This is a genomic window from Edaphobacter sp. FHG110511_03 (assembly GCF_059115365.1).
In genome coordinates this window covers 1,297,758-1,317,028 of the sequence record NZ_JBZYWL010000001.1, presented here as the reverse complement: position 1 = coordinate 1,317,028, position 19,271 = coordinate 1,297,758, and the positions used below count along the sequence as shown (strand labels likewise).

The following is a 19,271-nucleotide window of genomic DNA, read 5'->3' as shown; positions in this document are numbered from 1 at the left end:
TGCATCCATCTACCCCTTCGAACCCGCTCCGGTACCCTCCGTGTGGATCGGCGACGGCCTTCCGCTCAGGTCGATCCGCAGGAACTCCGGTTCCGAGGCTGCCGGCTTGCCCTGCAATACGCGAATCGCTGCCCGTCCCGCTCCCAGCGATATTCCCAGCACAATCGCCGCCAGCGCTCCGAAGCTGCAGAAGATTGCAATGCTCGAGAGCAGGCTATAGGTCTTGCGAACCTCGGTATGGAACTGCGGAGGCATCGGCTTGTTCCATGTCACTTCGACCTTGGGATGAATCCCCTGCACCAGGGTCTTCGCCTCAGCCAGGCTCCACTCGCCTGTCGTAATCATCAGCAGGTTCCCCGAGCGTCGCATCACCACCGTGCCCGCCGCTTTGCCCTGCCGGTGAATCTCTTCTTCCACCGCTCGCAGTCGATCGCCTGCGATCTCCGGTGTCGGATAGAGCAGCATCGTCAGCCTGCCTCTTCCCGCATACTTCGCCGTCACTGCCTCGGCGGCCTTCTCAAAGCCAAGAATCGCTCCCGGCAGCGCTCCGCCCATCGCGTCATAGCTCACCGGCCCCAGAGCGTACTTCACCGAATCCCGGTCAAGCCCCTTCGCCGGCAACAGCGTCGGCAGCAGCGGAGCAAGCCCCTTTGGCCCGCTCACCTTCGGCAGCCCCACCTGAATCCTGTTCAGCAATCCTTCGATCTTCGGGCCATGGCCGCCGTCGGCCTCCACTACGCTCGCTCCGCTGCGAAAGACATAGTGATCCCCAATCAGGCTCGTCTCATCGCCCATCCCCACGCCGCGATACGCCGAACCCGGCCGAAGGAAGTAATCGAAGGCCGCATGCGCTCCGGTCGCGTCCACAAACTGCCGCGCTGTCACCGTCACCGCCGGTCCCGAGTTCCCCACGCGGTAGACTGCCTGCTCGCTCCGCTTCAATCCATCTTCATTCAGAACGGTATCCAGCTTCTTGTCGTCTTCCGCTGCCTTAGACGTACCCGCACCATCAGGCTGGCGAATCCAGTCTCCCGCCTGCTGCGGAAGCAGTGGCGAAGGCGGCTCCACCAGCATCGTCTTCGTGTCCTGACCCCACACAGAAGCGCCGCACATCCCGAGGGCCACGCTCGTAAGGCACACCCACAGAATCCGCCGCGTTACCTCATGCACTCTTCGTCCGCCCTGTGTCATCAATACGCCCTGCCAACGGCCAGATTACACCAGCACCAACCCGCGATGCGAGCAGAGCTCTTCCCCAGAGAAGGCCCGCGCAATAAACCGGCATCCCCCCACAAACGTCATCTCGACCGAAGCGCAGCGAAGTGGAGAGATCCCTGTATTCTCTCCAAGCGCCGCGAATCTGCGTGCCCCATCTTCGGCGCAGCTCTATCGCGCCTAAAGTGGTTCGGTCGAAGCTCGAACCACTTTGTCTTAATCCCGCAACACAAGCCTCAACGGATCAGCTTCTCCCTCCGCAACAACTCGAACAACCGGAAGAAGCTCTCATCCGTCGGCTCATACTCCAGGAAGCCAAGCTTGCGGCTCTTCGACATATCCGTAACCACTTCCACAGGACGTCCAAGGTCCGCATCCGTGTGCCATGGAGAGACCAACACGTTTAAATCGGATTCAACCAGGCCGTACTTCTCCGCAATCTTCTTCCATACCGGCGCAGCATCCGCCAGTTGTGTCTCCAGCGGAACGCCTTCGCCCTCAAACGGCGCGGCCTCCAATCCAAACCACTCCGCCAGCCTCGTCCACATCCAGCTCCAGCGAAAGACGTCTCCATTCACGATGTTGAAGGCCTGGTTGCGCGCCGCTGCTGTCGTAGACGCCCACCGAAGATGACGTGCCAGCAGACTGGCGTCGGTCATATCCGTCAGGCCGTTCCACTGTGCAGCGGAACCCGGAAACCGAAAGGGGCGTCCTGTCTCGCGGCAGATCGTGGCATAGACGGCAAGCGTCACCCCCATATTCATCGCATTCCCCACGGCATAGCCGATGATGGTATGCGGACGATGCACGCTCCACCCGAAACCATCCTTCTCGGCGGCGCGAAAGACCTCGTCTTCCTGCGCGTAGTAAAAGTTTTCGATCTCCAGACGCGGCTGCTCCTCGCGAAAGGGAGTAGCCGGCAGTTTGCCTTTCCCGTAAGCCTCGAACGGCCCGAGATAATGCTTCAGCCCGGTCACCAGCGCCACATGTTCTACCGACCTCGATCGCGAGGTCGCCTCAAGCAGATTGCGCACCATCCCGCTGTTCACCTGGATATTCTCGGCCTCGGTCGGCTGGCGCAGCCACGTCGAGAGATAGACATGCGTAGGCGCAATCCCTTGAAGAGCGCTCTTTACCGAATCAGGATTCTGCAGGTCTGCCGCAACCGCATGAATGCCCTTGCGCTCGACAGGCCTCCGGGACAGCCCATACACCTCCCAGCCTTCATCCCCCGCCAACAAATTGGCCAAATTCAATCCCACGATCCCTGAGGCACCTACAATCAGGGCAATCTTCTTCGCCATCTCATCCTCCATCTTTGAACTTCGAAGTTCGGAACTCCCGGAAACTTCGCGCCACATCTATACAGATGAGCCTCATCAGATGAGGGTTCATCGGAACTACGAAACTCCATCTCGTCCGAAGATACCCGCTGACCTAAATTTCGAGCCACAGGCAATCTGGAACAGCCTCTTGACCATTCCGGACGGAAAGGCAAACCCTCGATTCAGAGGTATAACAGATTACAAATCAAGCACTGATGGAGCTTTCCTTGGATCGTCGTGGTTGTGCCGCCTACCTCCGGTCTCCCCGCTCGCATTCTGTCGTAAGAACCGCATTCGCTCTGCTGACTGCACTTAGCTTTTTCTCTGGCAGCCTTATAGCCCAACAAGCTGGCTCTTCACCTATGTCGGAACCATCAGCCGCGCCCGCTGTCGATGGAGTGATGTCTGCGTTTCAAACTCACCGACTGGTGGGGATGTGCGATTGGCATGGGCTCGCACAACAAGAAGACTTCTACATCGACTTAATTCGAGATCCAAGGTTTGCGAAGGACGTCGGGAACATAGTGGTGGAATTTGGCGGTGCAGCGCAGTAAGAAACAATTGACCGGTATACCGACGGACAGGAGATTCCGTACGAACAGCTCCGACGAGTTTGGAACGAAACAGTCGGTTGGACTCCTACAGTCACTCGCCTTGGATATCCAAATTTCTTCGCTCAGATACGAGCCGTAAACCAGAACCTGAAACCTGCAGACCGAATCCATATCTGGCTGGGTAATCCGCCAATCGATTGGTCAACAATTAAGACTCGAGACGAGGCGATACACGTATTGCATGAGACGGATCGCTACCCGGCAAATCTCATCAAGACACAAATCTTGGCAAAAGGGAAAAAGGCTCTCGTGATCTACGGTTCAGCTCACTTCTACGAAGAAGGAACGATCAAGGGTATGGTTGAAACAACCTATCCGAACGCGTTCTTTATGATATCACCATACATTGGATTCATCGAAAAGACGTGCTCCGACTCCTTCGAAGACGCGCATCGCCAGTTGCCAATGCAAACTCTCCTTACGCCTGTTCGAAGTACAGTGTTGCAAAGCCAATTGCAAGCACCAGGTTGTCATTTCTTTCCGGGTTTTAACTTTGCAGCGAATGTGCCTCAATCAGAGAAAACCAAAGCTTTGGCCGCCATGGAGAACGAGGCCTCTGGAGTCGACGGGGATGCACTGCTTTATCTGGGACAGGCCGCAACTCTAACCGAATCCCAGACCATCCCGGATCTCTATCTGGACGAGCGTTTCCGCAATGAGATCAACCGAAGACGAATACTAATGAGCGGCAAACCGCTGGCGCTATCTACTCCGTCGATGTCCCCCGCTTATATTCATCCATATGGAAGAACCGTCCAGGACACACAGAAATAGCTTTCACCTGTATTACTGTCATTCAGCGTCTGCGTGAGGTAGCTCCGAGATAAACCCGTTTGCGACAACGCAGGTCCCCATTCGTGCGAAGCAAGAATGGAACAATCGCGCAAAGCGCGATCCGCTTTCCTCAACCTACTGAGGGGCCAGTGACACGCCACCTCGCTCGAAGTACGATTCTTCCCGAGGTAAATTCGTTTGCGAAGAACCCTTCCGCTTCTATCCCTCCTCGCCATCCCCGCAATCGCACAATCCAACCTCCCCGCGTCGTACAAGGGAACCCCCTACATCGAAGCTCCTCAGAACGTTTCCCAGACCATCCCCGGCAAAGTCGAGTGCGCCTTCTACGACAACGGCGGAGAAGGCATCGCCTATCACGACGCCGACCCCGTCAACCACGGCTCCGGTCAGCTCAACCCGGCCAATGGAAACTACCTCAACGAGTTCCGCATGCGCGAAGGCGTCGACATCTCCTACGCCAAGTTCCACAACTCCCCCGACGCCATCGACGACAATCCCTGGACCGTCGTCATGCCGCCCGCCAATCAGCTCTACGTCGGCTGGACCGAACCCGGCGAGTGGTTCAACATCACCGTAGACGTCCACCAGACCGCCTCCTACACCGCCGACCTGCTCTATACCTCCAACCGAGGCGGAACCATCTCAGTCGATCTCAACGGCAAGCCCGCCTCAGGCCCCCTCACCATCCCCTCCACCGCCAACCCCGCCGAACCCATAGCGTGGCGACAGTGGCACCACTGGAACCTCGCCCCCAGCCTCCTGAGGCTGAATCTCCCAAAGGGCAAAAGCGTCCTCACCATCCACATCCTCACCCAAGGCCAGATGAACCTCGCCTACTTCAACTTCAAGCCCATCCACTGACAGGTACACGAACCCACACACTGCCCCGAACACGAAACATCAGGCCCCCATCATTCCATTCAGCACAAACGTCATCTCGTTCCATTCCCCCACAAAAACATCATTTCGACCGAAGCGCAGCGAAGTGGAGAGATCCCCGTATTCCCTCCCAGCGCCACGAATCCAGGGTGCCCCATCTGCGGGGCAGTTTTACCGCCTAAGCCGGGCTATTCGAGCAAAACTCGAAACCGCCGTTCTCCCGCGAAAATTCTCCGTCAAGCCCCAAACCTCGATAAACAACTGATAAAGAAGGGAATCCAGCTGCCGATCAGTTACGCCTCCCCGGCTACAATTGAATTACCCCAAAAGAAAGAGGCAGCCATCTGGCCGCCCATCATGCATTGATCTATATCATTTTGAATACTTTAAAGGCATGTCATTTGTATTGAATAACTTAGCAGAAGAAAAATTGAAGTCCAAAGCTAAGTCGTTTTTATAGAATACTTTGCACAAAAAGTGACCGGGGGCCTACCTGCTAGTACTGGCCCGCTCCACCGGCCCCTTGGCACCACTCAATCCTTCCTCATACTTGGCAACCCCCTTGTAGAGACTCTCAGCCACCCTCTGCCGATACTCAGGCCGGCGAAGCTGATCGGCATCCTTGGGATTGGTCACAAATGAGATCTCCGCCAGGACCGAGGGCATATTTGCCCCGATCAGCACCACGAACGGAGCCTTCTTCACCCCGCGATTCTTCAGCCCCTCATTCCCACGCTGGAGTCCCGCATACAGGTTCGCCTCCACGTCCGAGGCAAACTCCCGAGACTCGTCGATCTTCTCCTTCATCGCGATCTTCTTCACCAGGTCGCTCAGCTGGTAGATCGACTGATCGCTCACCGCGTTCTCACGCGCCGCAACCTGCAGCGCATCCGGCTGCGAGGTGAAGTTCAGGTAATACGTCTCCACGCCCCTTGCGGTTGAGTCGCTCGAAGAGTTCGCATGGATCGAAAGGAACAGGTCGGCCTGCGCCTTGTTCGCAATCGCCGTCCGCGTCTCCAACGGAACAAACGTATCGTCCGAGCGCGTGTAGAGAATCTCCGATCCCAACCGCTCATGCAGCAGCTTGCCCAGCCGCAGCGCCACGTCCAGCACCACGTCCTTCTCTTCCAGGCCATCCACGCCGATGGTCCCCGAGTCGTGGCCGCCGTGTCCCGCGTCGATGACGATTCGCCCGATCTTCAGCCCCAGCGCACGGACCAGCGAGGTCTGTCCGTCAGCCGTCGGAACCGCTGCACGCGCCGGTGCAGCCGGATCGACTGGTGGCTCTGCAGGCGTACCGCGCCGACTCCTGCGGGTCGCCGAACCACTCCCGGCCTTCCCGCCCGGTACCACCGTCGCGATTGGGTTCGAAGTAGGTACCTTGGTGGCCGCTTCCTTCCCCGGCTGATCGCTCAGCGCGGCAACATCCGAGGTTGTGCCCGCGCTGCTCGTTGCGACGGAGTTCGGAACCGGATGACGCGACGATACCTTCACATCGGGCTCGGTTCTCGGCGCGGGAGCCTTCGCGGAACCCGACGACGAATCGGCATCGCCGTTCGACGCAACCTGCTGCGTTGGCTGGCTGCGTCCATGAATGTCGATAATCAACCGGTAAGGATTCGGCAGCAGGAACGCCGAGTACTCCGTAACGTCGTTCACATCCAACACCACACGCGTCACATCGTTGGAAAACTGAGCGGCTCGAACCTGTTTCAGGAATCCATCGTCAGTCACGGTGAAGCTCTTCCCCACCAGCGACTGCGCCAGCCGCGTTCCGTGCAGATCGAAGTAAATGCGATCCGGATTCGGAACCCGCGCTGCCTCATAGGTCACGTCATCTCCCAGATCGATTGCGACTCTGGTGTAGTTCGGCGTCGACCAGTGTCGAATCCCCGACACCTGCGCCAAAGTTCCATGCTTCTGTCCCGCGGCGCTGGCAACGTGCAGGATCGAGGCCGGCGTATCGGCCGGCTCAGACTGGGTCGCACTCGTCGGCTGAGGCTGAACAGGCTTGCGGCTCGCGACTCTTCGCGACGCTTCCGCAGAAGCAGCGCCCGTCGGCGGCATAGGAGCCAACGAGCTCCCGTCCTCTTGAGCAGGAGGCGCGGCTGCCACACTCTGGGTCCTGTCGGCCTCGGCTGTCCGCGGAACCCTGCTCTTCGCCGTTTCGTTCTTTTTGGTTTTTGAACCCTGTGTTCCAGCGCTCTGCTCGAGCGAAGCCAATCCAGCTCGCGCCTCCTCAACATGAGGGCTGCCCGGATACTGTTTCACGAACAACGCATATTTCTCTCGCGCAGAAGCCGGATCATGCAGAGAGTTCTCGTAGATCTGTGCCTCAGCCAGCAACGCGCTCACCCGCAGAGAACTGCCCGGATATTGTTTTCGCAGAAACTCGTATTGAGCTACAGCATCCTTGAGGCTCTTCTCATCTCCAAGATCGCGTCCCTGCGCAGCCAGCAACTCGGCAACCGAGTTCACCGCAGCGGGTGCATATTTGCTCTGTGGGTCGTCATGGTAGACCTCACGAAATCTGTCGAGAGCACGCGTATAGTCCTCGCGTGTTCTCTTTGCCGGAGGAATCGCCTCCAGGGCTTCACGTCCCTGGGTAGCCTTCTCCCAGGGAGACATCGGCATCGCCCGCCGCGCACTCGAAGAACCTTTTGTCTTCGAAGGCGTCGCCCCGGATGCTCCGGCGCAGATAAGCCCAGCCGCGCAAACGGCACCCCAGATTCCAACACTCCGCAGTTTGTTGCATAGCAGCATTGCAACTTCAGTTTAAGAGGTTCACCCATCTGCCCTTACCGTGAAAACTCGTACAGGTACTCCCCCCGATACCCCCACGGTGGAACACGAAAAGAAGTTGATTCAATCTGCATATTTTTTACATCGCTTTCATGGGATGTAACTCATTCAAGCTACGCTGCTAGACAGCCGGTTTATTCAGGGAGTGCACCACATGAAGGATTTAAACGGGAAAGTCGCAATCGTCACCGGATCATCCAAGGGGATCGGTGCAGCCATCGCCGAACGTCTCGCCTCTGACGGAGCCTCAGTCGTCGTCAACTACTCGCGAGCCGCTGCCCCCGCTGAAGCGCTGGTTCAGCGCATCACCTCTGGAGGCGGAAAGGCGATCGCCGTCCAGGCCGACCTCTCAAAATCATCGGACATCGCAAAGCTCTTCTCCGAAACCGGCAAGGCCTTCGGATGCCTCGACATTCTCGTCAATAATGCAGGAATCTACAAATTCATTCCACTCGAAGCTATCGACGAAGAGCACATCGATAAGCACTTCAATCTGAACGTCAAGGCCCTCCTGCTCGCTACCAAGGCCGCGGTTCCCCTCTTCGGGCCAGACGGAGGAGTGGTCATCAATATCAGTTCCGGAGTTGCGCTTACGCCTGCGCCGGCCAGCTCTGTCTACAGTGGAACCAAAGCCGCCGTCGACGTCATCACCCGGGTCCTCGCAATGGAGCTCGGGCCGAAGAAAATCCGTGTTGTCGGTATCTCGCCTGGGGTCACCGCAACCGAGGGTCTCGATGCTATGGAAGAGATGGACGAAGCGACGACAAATTACGCCATCTCTCGCACCCCTCTCGGACGTATTGGCAAGCCCGGCGACATCGCCAGTGCCGTAGCCTTCATGGCATCTTCCGACTCCGGATGGGTCACAGGCGAGACACTGCAGGTCGGAGGCGGACTGAAGTTCTGACTTACTGCAGTAGTCCGCCAACCACCTCGGAGGCCTTGCCCAGCGCTCCGTCGAGCGCGCTCGCATCGCTTCCGCCAGCCTCGGCGAGATCCGGCCTTCCGCCGCCTTTTCCGCCGACCAGCGCAGCAATCTGACCGACGATCTTACCGGCCTGTACCTTGCCGGTAAGGTCCTTGGTCACACCGACGATCAGCGAGACCTTGCCTTCGTTCGCTGCGCCCAGAACCACCACGCCCGATCCCAGCTTGCCTCGAAGCTCATCCACAAGATTCCGCATCTGCGATTTGTCGAGAGCGTCGACACGCTGCGCCATTACCTTGACGCCTTTCACCTCAACCGCTGTAGAGGCGGCATCCGATACCGCGGCGGAAGCAGACTTCATCCGCACCTGCTCAAGCTCGCGGCGCAGCTTCTTCATCTCCTCTTCCTGCGCGGCGACCCTCTGCCGCAGAGCATCCGCAGGAGATGCATCGCTCGCGCCGACCATCTGTCCTACAACACGCGCTACGTCAAAGCCGCGGCGGAACTCGTTCAACGCGCCTGTCCCGCTCACCGCCTCCACGCGTCGCACACCGCTCGAGACCGAGCCTTCGCCCACCAGTTTCAACAAACCGATCTCGCCAGTTGCAGCCGTGTGAGTTCCGCCGCACAGCTCGGTCGAGAAGCCGCCGATCTTCACCACGCGCACGCGCTCGCCGTACTTCTCCCCGAACAGCGCCATCGCTCCCAGCTCGTTGACCGCGACATCGATGGGAACATCCACCAGCGTCTCGACCTTCGTGTTCTCCAGCACCTGGCGGTTCACGATGTCTTCGACCTGCTGCAGCTCCTCTTCCGCAACCCCGGTGAAGTGCGAGAAGTCGAAGCGCAGACGCGTGGCATCGTTCAACGATCCGGCCTGTTTCACATGCTTGCCCAGAACCTCGCGCAGCGCCGCGTGCAGCAAGTGCGTTCCAGTGTGATTGCGCTCGGTCGCGCGGCGGTTCTCCGCATCGACAACCGTATCGACGGTATCGCCGACGGCTAGCGTCTCGCGCGCCTTCACCCTGTGCGCGAAGACTCCCTGCACCGGCTTGGTTGCACCAAACACATCGGCAACGACGGTATTGTGATCGTCCGAGTACAGCCAGCCGATGTCGCCAACCTGACCGCCTGAGTCTGCATAGAAGCTGGTCGCATCGAGCACAACTTCGCCCTGCTCTCCTGCTTTCAGCTCGGGAACACCCACGCCATCCTTGACCAGCGCGAGTACCTTCGCGCCCTCAACCCTCAGCGAAGAGTACCCTTCGAACTCTGTCTTCGCCAGCTCGCGATACACCGGGGCAGCCGACTTCTGCGATCCGCCCTTCCACGATGCACGAGCGCGTGCCTGCTCCTCTTCCTTCGCGCGCTCGAAGCCATCCATATCAAACTGGATTCCGGCATCCCGCGCTGCATCGACCATGAAGTCCAGCGGCATACCGAAGGTCTCGTACAGACGGAACGCCGCCACACCGGAACGCAGTGTCTCTTCATTCATCTGTCGCAAGCCAAGTTCGAGGGTACGCGCAAACTGCTGCTCTTCCGCCAGCACCACCTTCGCAACGCGATCCGCAGACTCCTTCAACTCCGGATACGCCGCACTCATCTCGTCGCGCACCGCGTAGACCATCTCGTGCATAAAGGGCTTCTCCTGCCCGAGCAGGCGGCCATGGCGAATACCACGCCGCATGATCTTACGCAGAACATAACCGCGCCCTTCGTTCGAAGGCAGTACACCATCCGAGATGAGGAATGTCGCCGCGCGCGCGTGATCGGCGATGATTCGCAACGATGCCTGCGAGCGCGTATCCACTTCGTGATCCGGCTCGACCTTGTGGCCAGTCAACTCCTCCGCACGCTTGATCAATGGCGTGAACAGGTCCGTCTCGAAGTTCGACAGCACGCCTTGCAACACGCAGGCAATGCGCTCGAGACCCATGCCCGTATCGATCGAAGGCTTCGGTAGAGGAGTCAGCAACGGTCCGCCTGAAGTCACCGTGCGGTCGAACTGCATGAACACCAAATTCCATATCTCGACGTAGCGCTGCTCGTCTTCGCCGAATGGCTTGTCGATGCTTGGATCTTCTCCAGCCTCTTTGCCCAGGTCGTAGTAGATCTCGCTACAAGGACCGCATGGGCCGGTATCTCCCATCGCCCAGAAGTTGTCCTTTGCGCCCAGCTCGAAGATGCGCTCTGCCGGAACTCCTACATCGAGCCAGAATTGATACGCCTCCGAATCACGCGGCACGCCCTCGTCACCCTCGAAGATCGTCACGTACAGCTTCGCGGCATCGATCCCGAACCACTCGTTCGAGGTCAGTAACTCCCACGCATACGCGATGGCATCTTTCTTGAAGTAGTCGCCAAAGCTGAAGTTCCCCAGCATCTCGAAGAAGGTGTGATGTCGTCGCGTAAAGCCGACGTTTTCAAGATCGTTATGCTTTCCGCCCGCGCGCACGCATTTCTGCGAGCTGGCGGCACGAGAGTAGTCACGCTTCTCCAGGCCCAGGAAGACATCTTTAAACTGGTTCATTCCCGCGTTGGTAAACAGCAGCGTGGGGTCGTTTGCCGGAACAAGCGACGACGAGTGCACTCTCCGGTGCCCTTTGCCCTCAAAAAACCGCAGAAAATCTTCGCGAATCTGACTTCCAGACCTGTAGTTCATAGACTTTTAAGTCTATCAGCGCAGAGCCCGATTTCCGGGCGAGCCCGGCGCTTCACAGGCCTTATGTGATGTTACGGATGCTGCCGCCATCCACTCCCCAGACCGACGATGTCACATAGGAAGCAAGATCGCTGGCCAGAAAGACGATCACATTCGCCACCTCCTCCGGCTCGCCCAGCCGCTCCAGCGGGAGCTTGCGCAGCTTCATCTCGTGATCTACCGCCTGCCGTGGCGGCATGTTGTAGATCGAAGCCAGTCCCTCGGCAAAGCCGCCGGGACGCGACCAGAAGGTGCTCCAGATCGGCCCTGGAGCTACGGCGTTGATACGAATTTTCGGAGCCTCCGCGCGCGCCAGGCTTTTGGTCAGCGCCAGCATCGCCGCCTTCATCGCCGCATAGTCCGCAGGCATGGCCTCCGGCTGACGTCCCAGGTCTGACGCATTGCTGACGATCACCGCCGTCTCCTTTTGCCGCAACACCGGCAGCACATGACGCGTCACCCGCACCATCGACATCAGATTGATCTCAAATGTTCTCTCCCACTGCTCTTCAGAAATCTCCAGAAACGGCTTCGGATCGCCATGGCCGACGTTGTTGACCAGCACATCCAGCCCGCTCGGAAGCTGCGCCAGCATCGTCTCCACCCCAGCCTTAACTCCCTCTGCCGTGCCGAGGTCAGCCTCAACCGCGAAGGCCTCGACGCCACAACCGCGAACAAGCTCCGCAGCCTCAGCAAGCTTGATCGGATCGTGATCGAGCATCGCCACATGCGCTCCTTCTTTGGCAAAGGCGAGCGCAGTAGCACGGCCGATGCCGTTTGCAGCTCCCGTGATCAACACAGTCTTCCCAGCTAAACCGGTCTCCATTCGTCACCCCTCGGAAAATAATTGGACCGAATCCACAGCAGAATACGGCGATACCTATATATAACGGCTTAGCGGTCCTGAATCGCCGGCCTCCAGGTAATTCCCTCTAGGCGCAACACCTCGTTCTTCGTCGCCTTCAACCGCAAAAACTCCTCCCGCCACCGCACCATCTCCAACAGGCTGACCAGCGCATCGAAAGCATCTTCAGAGCTGAGCGCCTGCCGCACGGCAACGCGGCTTAATCCCGCATACATCGCATCCGTCTTCTTCTTCGCCGCCAGATATCTTGCCCGAGCCTCATCGTTGCTCTTCGCCACCGCGCCGGTCAGTAGCCGCGTATACATCTCCACCAGCAACGGTTGCGGCTTCGCGGTCGCGAGCCGCGACGACTCGAACGGCCACACGCGAAAGCCCGCCTCCCGCATCCTCAGCAGAAACGACATCGCCCGCAGGCTACCCGTCCCCACACTGCCCGCTCCTCCAATCTGAAACGGCGACTTCGGCGTGATCCCCTTCACCTTCGCTGCTCGATCCGGATCGCCTTCCAACAGCTTCGGCGTAATCTTGTTGTCCATATCCGTCAGCCGCATCGATCGGTGCAGGTTCTCTCCGCAGAACTCCTCGGGGCGCTTGTGCGGCGCGCCCCAGAATCTCACATCGCGCGCCACCTCTTCGCACTCGCGGCTCAGCCACCGCTCGCCGTGCCCCTCCGCAACTTTCTTCCAGAAGTCGAAGACCGTCGCGCACCCATGCTCCAGCAGAAACCAGGCTGGAAAACTGAAGCAGCAATCGAGACTGACCACCATCCGAGGAGTCTCACGTGCCATTCCGGTAAGCCACCTCACAAGCTCTTCGCGCGTCCGCCCAGCCTCGAGCGTGACCTTGCCTTCAGTCCATACCCCAGCCCAGATATGTCTGCGCTGGCCGACGGCATCCACCCGGCCCGACCAGTCCACCGCCACAATACGGTCCAGAACTTCCATCCCACCATCATCCTACCGGGATGGATGGAACTTTAAGAATGGCTCACGCGTATCTCGCGCAGGAGAGAAATACCAATGCTCAAGCTGCTCCTCTTCTGTGTGCTTCTCGTCACCTGCTGGCCGATTGCCATCATCGCCGTCCTGCTCTATCCCCTCATCTGGCTCCTGCTGCTGCCCTTCCGGCTGGTGGGCCTTGTCGTAGGAGGCGTCTTCGACTTTATCGCTGCTCTCTTCTTTCTTCCGGGCCGCATCCTCCGCACCATTTAGCTCACTCGAACCAGCCGTATCAGCGCAAAGGCCGTCAAGGCCAGCGAAAGCCATGCGAACCAGTCACCCAGAAGCTGATAAATGGTCTGGTGGTGCTCGGCAGGAAGATCCGCCACCAGCGTCGCGAAGCGAGCCGCGTTGCTCCGCCTCTCCGCGATGATCCGTCCACGATCATCGCTCATGGTCAGGTAGCCTCCCTTGGCCGAACGAGCCACGCTGAAGCCGTCCTCTACGCCACGCATCACCGCGATGTGGCCGTGCCACGCGGCATCCACTACAAAGTCCCAGCCTGGAACCAGCATCAGGCCCGCCCCCGCCTCTCCATAACGACGCGAGAGCCGCGAGAAGTCCATGTCCTTGCAGATGGCCACGCCCCACGTCTCCTGCGATCTCGGAAGTAGCGTCAGCGTCGTGCCAGGCTTCAGATTCGACTCAAACGGAGGAAGCATGTGGTGCTTGTCATAACTCGCCACCTTCGTCTGAGGCGCATATACGCGCGCCTCGTTATAGGTAAACGGCGTGGCGACGTGCACCGAGCCCACCACAATGATCGCTCCGGTCTTATCCGTCACCGCCTGGAAGACATCGTCGGACTGCTGGGTATTCGGGTCGATGAGCACACCAAGCTTCTCCGGCAGCACGATGGCCTGCGCCCCCTGAGTAGCCAGCTTCTCCACCTCGACCGCATAGTCACGGAACATGCGATCCGTGGGTGCGCCTTCATCACTCACATTGGCATAGGCGCGCTCGTCGGAAGTGACCAATCCTACCCGAGCCGTCTTCCCCAACGGTTGCGCAAGCCGAACCGCTCCGAAGATCAGTACCGCCGCAATGACTCCCATGCTTACGCCCACAACGCGCTGCGCCAGTCTTCGCTGCGTCCGCCAGAGATGAATCCCGATTGCAAGCGCCGAAGAGAACAGCACCAGAAGAAAGCTCATCCCCCACGGCCCGGTGATCGATGCGACCTGCAGGAATGGCAGAAATCTTAGCTGCGAATACGCCAGACTTCCTGCCGTTCCGTGTGGTGTCGTCAGATTCCGGATGTACTCGAAGGAGACCCAGACCGCAGGCAACGCCAGCAATCCGCTCCACACTGCACCACGAAGCACGAGCGCGCGAAATAACAACACTCCCAGCGCGAAGGCCACACCCGCTGTCAGGTAAACCACGACCCACACCAGGACTGGTGCTCTCAGTACGCCGTGAAAGTAATGAAACATGTTCAGCCCGCCCACCATCATCGACAAGGTGGAAGCCAGCGCCGCGCTCCACCAGGAACGCCGCAGCGCAAACCAAAGCACAGGCACCATCGCAAACCACATCAACGGCCATACAGGATTCAGTCCGTTCCCGAACCAGATCATCACTGCCGTGCAGGCAACAGCGAGCGTTTCCATACCCGCCAATCGATACTTATTTGCGGATTCCATGAAGATACCTCTCAAAAGATCTGCGGCAGAAGCCGCGAAAACTATCCTGGGACATCGCCATACGTCCGCCCAGGTAAAGCATGATCAGTCCCTGAAGCAGAGCACCCATTTCAAAGACGATCTCCCACACGTCGTCCTCGCGCAGATATCCGGACTCCATGCCCTCCTTCAGAACCTGCGCCGTCGGTGCGGCCGTGGGAGACCGTCCTGCCTTGAAGTCCTGCGGAAACTGCCGGGCTCCTTCGCGCGGCTCAAGGAACATCAGCTGAAACAGGCGCGGATTCTCAAGCGCGTGATCGAGAAAGATGTTCATCAACCTTTCCAGTCTCTTCTCGGTGCTTCCGGAGAGCCTGGCGCCCTGCAACCGTCCCGCCAATTCGGCGAATCCCTCATCGGCCAAAACGTTCAGCAGGCCCGCGCGATTGGGATAGTGACGATAGACCGCCATCGCCGTGATGCCGACCTCGTTGGCAACCCGGCGCATCGTCACCGCCTCGGTCCCCTCGCGGTCCAGCAGACGTCGCGCGGCGGAAGCAATCTTTTCAGAAGTAGACTTTGCAATCACGTATACACTGTATACATAAAATACCGAGGAAGGGAAGGCCAGAGGAAAGGGTTCCCTAAAATTGTCTTCGGGGTTGTGACGAATAGCGTTCGCTACTGGTCTTCCTCGACCGTGGGCTCTTCCGTATCGTCCACTTCAATATTCCACTCTCGTAAGACCTTGAAGATCGCGCTCGCAGAGAACCCGGCTCGCATCAGTCTTCCCATCACGCGCGCGGCCTGTTTTTTCGCATCTTCACCCTCAGGACGCTTCATTCGTTTCCGCGCAATGTACTCGCGCGCCAGCGCGACCTCATCCACATCGTCGTATGCCGTGGCCAACGTGGATGCCACCAGTTCCTTGTGAATCCCCTTCTGCACCAGGTCCTGCTGCACACGCCGCCGGCCAAACTTCTCATTCTCTTTGCGCAGGCGTGTGTAATCGGCAGCGAAGCGGGTGTCGCTCAGGTAGTTGAGATCTTTCAGCCGCGCCACAACGCGATCCATCATCTGCTCGCCGGCTTCGCCTTCTTCCACTCGCATGCGCATCAGGCGCTTCAGGTCGCGCACCGTCCGCATCTTCCGCGCCAGCGCGCCTACTGCATAGTCAAGCAACGCCGTCTCGCCCAGGGGCTCTTTTTTCTTTGGTCGTGCAAATGCCATTACTGCGTCGTCCCCGAGTAAGTGTTCGATCGCGTCCATCGATCGCACCACTCACCGACTTCCTCGTACCAGCGTTGGGAGTTCTGCGGCTTCAGCACCCAGTGTCCTTCATCGGGAAAGTAAAGCATACGCGACGGCACATCCAATCGCTGCAACGCCGTGAACAGTTGAAAGCCCTCGCTCACATCTAGCCTGTAATCACGCTGGCTATGGATCACCAGGGTCGGCGTCTTCGCATTTTTGATCGAGAGCAGGGGAGACCATTTTCTGAAAGGATCCATCGCTACCGGCTTGTCCGCATATCTCCAAGGCTGGCCTGGCTCCTTGTCTCCCGGCGCGCGAAACTCCCATTCATTGAACCACATCTCCTCGGTCGATCCGTACGCGCTCTGCGGATTGAACATTCCATCATGCGTCACGATGCACGCGAACCGGTTCGTATGCGTCAGGATCCAGTTCGCCATGAAGCCGCCATAGCTTCCGCCTAGCGCGCACTCCCGCGTCTTATCGACGAAGCTGTAGTGCTGCTCGACGTAGTCGAGACCCTTCATCAGGTCCACGTAAGGCTTGCCGCCCCAATCGCCGTTTACCCCATCGATAAATGCCTGTCCGTAGCCAGTCGATCCACGCGGATTGACCATGACGACCACATACCCGCTCGCAGCCATCAGCTCAGGATTCCAGCGATAGCTCCAGGCATCCCCCCACGCGCCCTGCGGTCCACCATGCATCAAGAACTTCACCGGATATTTTCTGGTCTCGTCGAATCCTGGTGGCCGCAGCAGAAATCCCTGCACCGTCGTGTTCTCCGCACCGGGGAACATGAAGCTCTCCATCCGCGGCATATCCAGTTGGCTGAGCACAGCATCGTTCATGTGCGTCAACCGGACCACCGCAGCTCCACCACGACCCTCAGCATCCAGTGGAATCGCCGAAATCGCCGCCGGACTCCGCACCGTCATCATCGAGGTCACGATCGTCCGGCCATCCTTCGCTACCTGAAGCTCTCCATACTCGGCCTTGTTCGCGACCGCGGTCGCCTCCGGCAGATCCACACCGACCGACATCACATTCGCTTCGCCCATCTCGCCGCTGACAAAGTAGATCGTCTTCGAGTCCGGAGCCCAGGTAAACTCATCGACCCAATGATCGAACCGGGGCAGCAGATCCTTCAGCAGTTCCTCCGCAACCTCGATGTGCGTGCCTGGCTTATGAGCCGAAGTCTTCATCATGTGTGGCACAATCGGCGCCGTCTCCTCACCAACCGCTCGACCCGCACTGGTGCCGCTCCGGTCAAACACCATCAACCGGAATCGATCGCTCTCATATCCCGCCCGTGCCTGCGATCGAAAGGCCAGCCACTTCCCATCAGGCGAATATGCCGGACCATCGTCACTTCCCGGTGAGGACGAAATCTTAACCGGGCACTCCCCCGTCTGGTCCAACTTCAGCGTGAAGACATCGTTATTCGTGCTCGCCGCCGGAACCGCGTCCAGATTCGCTACAAAGGCGATCTCGTGCGAGTCCGGAGCCCACGCGTATCCCACCGGACCGCCAAGTGAAAATACCGGGGCCTCTGCGTCGCTGATCCAGCGCCGCGGCGTCAAATCGCGTACCGCATTCCCATCCGTCGCGCTCACAACCAGAATGTGGCTCCGCTTCGGTCCAACGTAGGAGTTCCAATGCCGGTACAGAAGATGATCGAAGGTCATCGCCTTTACCTGGCTCTTTGCTGCGGCCTCATCCCTTCGACGGTTGCAGTTCTCCTCATCCAGCCATATCTCTTCGTCGCTGCACTCCGGATACACACGCGACACAAATAAAATTCGTTTCGAGTCCGGCGACCATACCGCCCCATCTGCCTCCGTACTCACATGCGTCAGTTGTTTCGGCGTCCCCAGTCTTCCAGTCGCATCGTTCCAGTCTGCTACATAAATCTGCGACGATGTCCCACCATCAACGGAGACAAACGAGACATGCCTTCCATCCGGCGAGAATCTTCCTTCGCTCTCGCCTTCTTTCCAGAAAGCAATCTGCTGTTCCCGGCCGCCTCCGAGTGGAACGACCCACAGATGCGAGACCTTTGTATTCGCGGCCAGATCGACATCCACCGAGGTGAACATGACCCACTTGCCCGAAGGCGAGATCTGCGGATCACTCAACCGCTTCATCCGCTGCAGATCGGCAAACGTCATGGGGCGACGACCTGACGAGGAAATATCCTGTTCGCCAACGACGCTTGCGGAATCCTCTTTTACAGTCGCGGCACTACTTCCACCAGAGACCTGGGCAATCGCCACACCCCCGGCAATCAGCCCGGTAAACATCCATGCCAATTTCTTCATCGGCCCGTGACTCCCGCGCCAGTCTATAACGGAGAGCACCTCATCCCTACACTGCGAAAGGCATCAGGACCACATCAGGTACGTCCACACTGCGGCTCATGCATTCCTAGCAACCTTGACCATCCCATCTTCTGTCTGACCTGCGAAGGTACCGGCATCCTTCTGCAGATGCGCTGCACTCCTGCGCACGACCTTCAGCGGGTAGCTCCGTGAAGACAACAGTTTTCCCGCCAGCCTTTCGACGCGACGGGGACGCAAGTCCATTTCGGCGTGCTCCATCGCGCGGCCAAGCTTTGTCGCCAGGGCCTCCAGTCCCACCACCGTCTCATCCGCACTCCGCCGCCGAACCTGCATGACGCTGTCGGCGCACACCAGCAAGGCTCCCACCATATGCTCCGCTGCCGTCCGCACGGGAATCACGATGGCGCGGCTGGGCTCTCGGCGTCCATCGTTTCCAAGCGAGATCACCATGCTGCTCAACCCGACGCGGACACCCTCTCCCCATCGTCCTCCGCTCTCGCGCTCCTGCTCTCTCAGGCGATCCAGCCATCTTTCAACCATCAGGACCGTCGCGCCGTCCATTCCCTCGCTTGCTATCAGGGACATGCGCCCCTGCCCATCGCGCGACATCATGGCCACACGACGGAACGCGCTCCTGGCTGCGATCACCCCGCATACTCTCCGTGCTATCCCCCGGGCATCGCTGTTGCCCGTCGATCGCAGATCCAGGCGCGTGTACGCCTCCATCTCCTCCCGGCCACGGCGCTCCCGGTCGCGCTCTCCGCGGACCGCGCACAACCGTCGCCAGAGCATCCCTACCATTCCAAACAATAGGCTTCCATATACCAGATACGGCCAAGTTCTCTGCAATGCCGTCAGCATCAACCAAACCTCCGCCTGTAGCGTCTATTCTGTATGAGGGGGAACGACCGGTAGTTTGTCCAGGCCG

15 protein-coding genes are annotated in these 19,271 nt (G+C 59.0%); 4 read left to right on the top strand and 11 right to left on the bottom strand.

Going from position 1 to position 19,271, the window contains the following annotated elements:
* Positions 1-9 precede the first annotated feature (9 nt).
* Positions 10-1,191 carry a DUF6599 family protein gene (locus tag AC5S26_RS05370; RefSeq protein ID WP_494183820.1) on the bottom strand — a complete coding sequence of 394 codons (1,182 nt, stop codon included), beginning with the start codon at positions 1,189-1,191 and terminating at the stop codon, positions 10-12.
* A 260-nt stretch (positions 1,192-1,451) separates the two neighbouring features.
* Entirely contained in the window at positions 1,452-2,519 is a 1,068-nt protein-coding gene (locus AC5S26_RS05365) for an SDR family oxidoreductase (RefSeq protein WP_494183819.1), read from the bottom strand.
* An 812-nt stretch (positions 2,520-3,331) separates the two neighbouring features.
* Here AC5S26_RS05365 and AC5S26_RS05360 point away from each other — a divergent pair.
* Together AC5S26_RS05360 and AC5S26_RS05355 are read left to right on the top strand one after the other, a co-directional pair.
* Positions 3,332-3,928 carry a hypothetical protein gene (locus AC5S26_RS05360; RefSeq protein ID WP_494183818.1) on the top strand — a complete coding sequence of 199 codons (597 nt, stop codon included), beginning with the start codon at positions 3,332-3,334 and terminating at the stop codon, positions 3,926-3,928.
* Positions 3,929-4,126: 198 nt separating this feature from the next.
* Positions 4,127-4,810 (top strand): hypothetical protein, encoded by a 684-nt coding sequence (locus AC5S26_RS05355; RefSeq protein ID WP_494183817.1) that lies wholly within the window; start codon positions 4,127-4,129, stop codon positions 4,808-4,810.
* A 507-nt stretch (positions 4,811-5,317) separates the two neighbouring features.
* Here AC5S26_RS05355 and AC5S26_RS05350 read toward each other — a convergent pair.
* Positions 5,318-7,591, bottom strand: a complete 2,274-nt coding sequence (locus AC5S26_RS05350) for an N-acetylmuramoyl-L-alanine amidase (RefSeq protein WP_494183816.1) — start codon at positions 7,589-7,591, stop codon at positions 5,318-5,320.
* A gap of 193 nt (positions 7,592-7,784) precedes the next feature.
* Here AC5S26_RS05350 and AC5S26_RS05345 point away from each other — a divergent pair, with 193 nt between their 5' ends.
* Positions 7,785-8,537 (top strand): SDR family NAD(P)-dependent oxidoreductase, encoded by a 753-nt coding sequence (locus AC5S26_RS05345; protein ID WP_494183815.1) that lies wholly within the window; start codon positions 7,785-7,787, stop codon positions 8,535-8,537.
* A 1-nt stretch (position 8,538) separates the two neighbouring features.
* Here AC5S26_RS05345 and alaS read toward each other — a convergent pair whose 3' ends face one another.
* The 3 genes from alaS to AC5S26_RS05330 form a co-directional block, all read right to left on the bottom strand.
* The gene (alaS, locus tag AC5S26_RS05340; protein ID WP_494183814.1) at positions 8,539-11,223 is read right to left on the bottom strand and encodes an alanine--tRNA ligase; all 2,685 of its coding nucleotides are present in this window, start codon (positions 11,221-11,223) and stop codon (positions 8,539-8,541) included.
* A 61-nt stretch (positions 11,224-11,284) separates the two neighbouring features.
* On the bottom strand, positions 11,285-12,088 hold the full coding sequence (locus AC5S26_RS05335; protein ID WP_494183813.1) for an SDR family NAD(P)-dependent oxidoreductase: 804 nt from the start codon (positions 12,086-12,088) through the stop codon (positions 11,285-11,287).
* A gap of 68 nt (positions 12,089-12,156) precedes the next feature.
* Positions 12,157-13,071, bottom strand: a complete 915-nt coding sequence (locus AC5S26_RS05330) for a hypothetical protein (RefSeq protein ID WP_494183812.1) — start codon at positions 13,069-13,071, stop codon at positions 12,157-12,159.
* Between the two features lie 75 nt (positions 13,072-13,146).
* On the opposite strand from AC5S26_RS05330, the gene AC5S26_RS05325 reads away from it, so the two are divergent.
* On the top strand, positions 13,147-13,338 hold the full coding sequence (locus tag AC5S26_RS05325; RefSeq protein ID WP_494183811.1) for a hypothetical protein: 192 nt from the start codon (positions 13,147-13,149) through the stop codon (positions 13,336-13,338).
* On the opposite strand, the gene AC5S26_RS05320 is transcribed toward AC5S26_RS05325, so the two are convergent.
* The 5 genes from AC5S26_RS05320 to AC5S26_RS05300 all read right to left on the bottom strand — a co-directional run bounded on the left by AC5S26_RS05320 (position 13,335) and on the right by AC5S26_RS05300 (position 19,135).
* Positions 13,335-14,771 (bottom strand): apolipoprotein N-acyltransferase, encoded by a 1,437-nt coding sequence (locus AC5S26_RS05320; RefSeq protein ID WP_494183810.1) that lies wholly within the window; start codon positions 14,769-14,771, stop codon positions 13,335-13,337. The two genes, AC5S26_RS05325 and AC5S26_RS05320, sit on opposite strands and share 4 nt — an antisense overlap.
* Positions 14,755-15,336, bottom strand: a complete 582-nt coding sequence (locus tag AC5S26_RS05315; RefSeq protein WP_494183809.1) for a TetR/AcrR family transcriptional regulator — start codon at positions 15,334-15,336, stop codon at positions 14,755-14,757. The genes AC5S26_RS05320 and AC5S26_RS05315 overlap by 17 nt, the downstream gene beginning before the upstream one ends.
* Positions 15,337-15,428: 92 nt before the next feature.
* A complete protein-coding gene (locus tag AC5S26_RS05310) occupies positions 15,429-15,977 on the bottom strand; it encodes a regulatory protein RecX (protein WP_494183808.1) in 549 nt (182 codons plus the stop codon).
* Positions 15,977-18,322: a prolyl oligopeptidase family serine peptidase gene (locus AC5S26_RS05305; RefSeq protein ID WP_494183807.1), complete on the bottom strand. Its 2,346-nt coding sequence runs from the start codon at positions 18,320-18,322 to the stop codon at positions 15,977-15,979. The genes AC5S26_RS05310 and AC5S26_RS05305 overlap by 1 nt, the downstream gene beginning before the upstream one ends.
* A gap of 96 nt (positions 18,323-18,418) precedes the next feature.
* Entirely contained in the window at positions 18,419-19,135 is a 717-nt protein-coding gene (locus AC5S26_RS05300; protein WP_494183806.1) for a hypothetical protein, read from the bottom strand.
* Positions 19,136-19,271 lie beyond the last annotated feature (136 nt).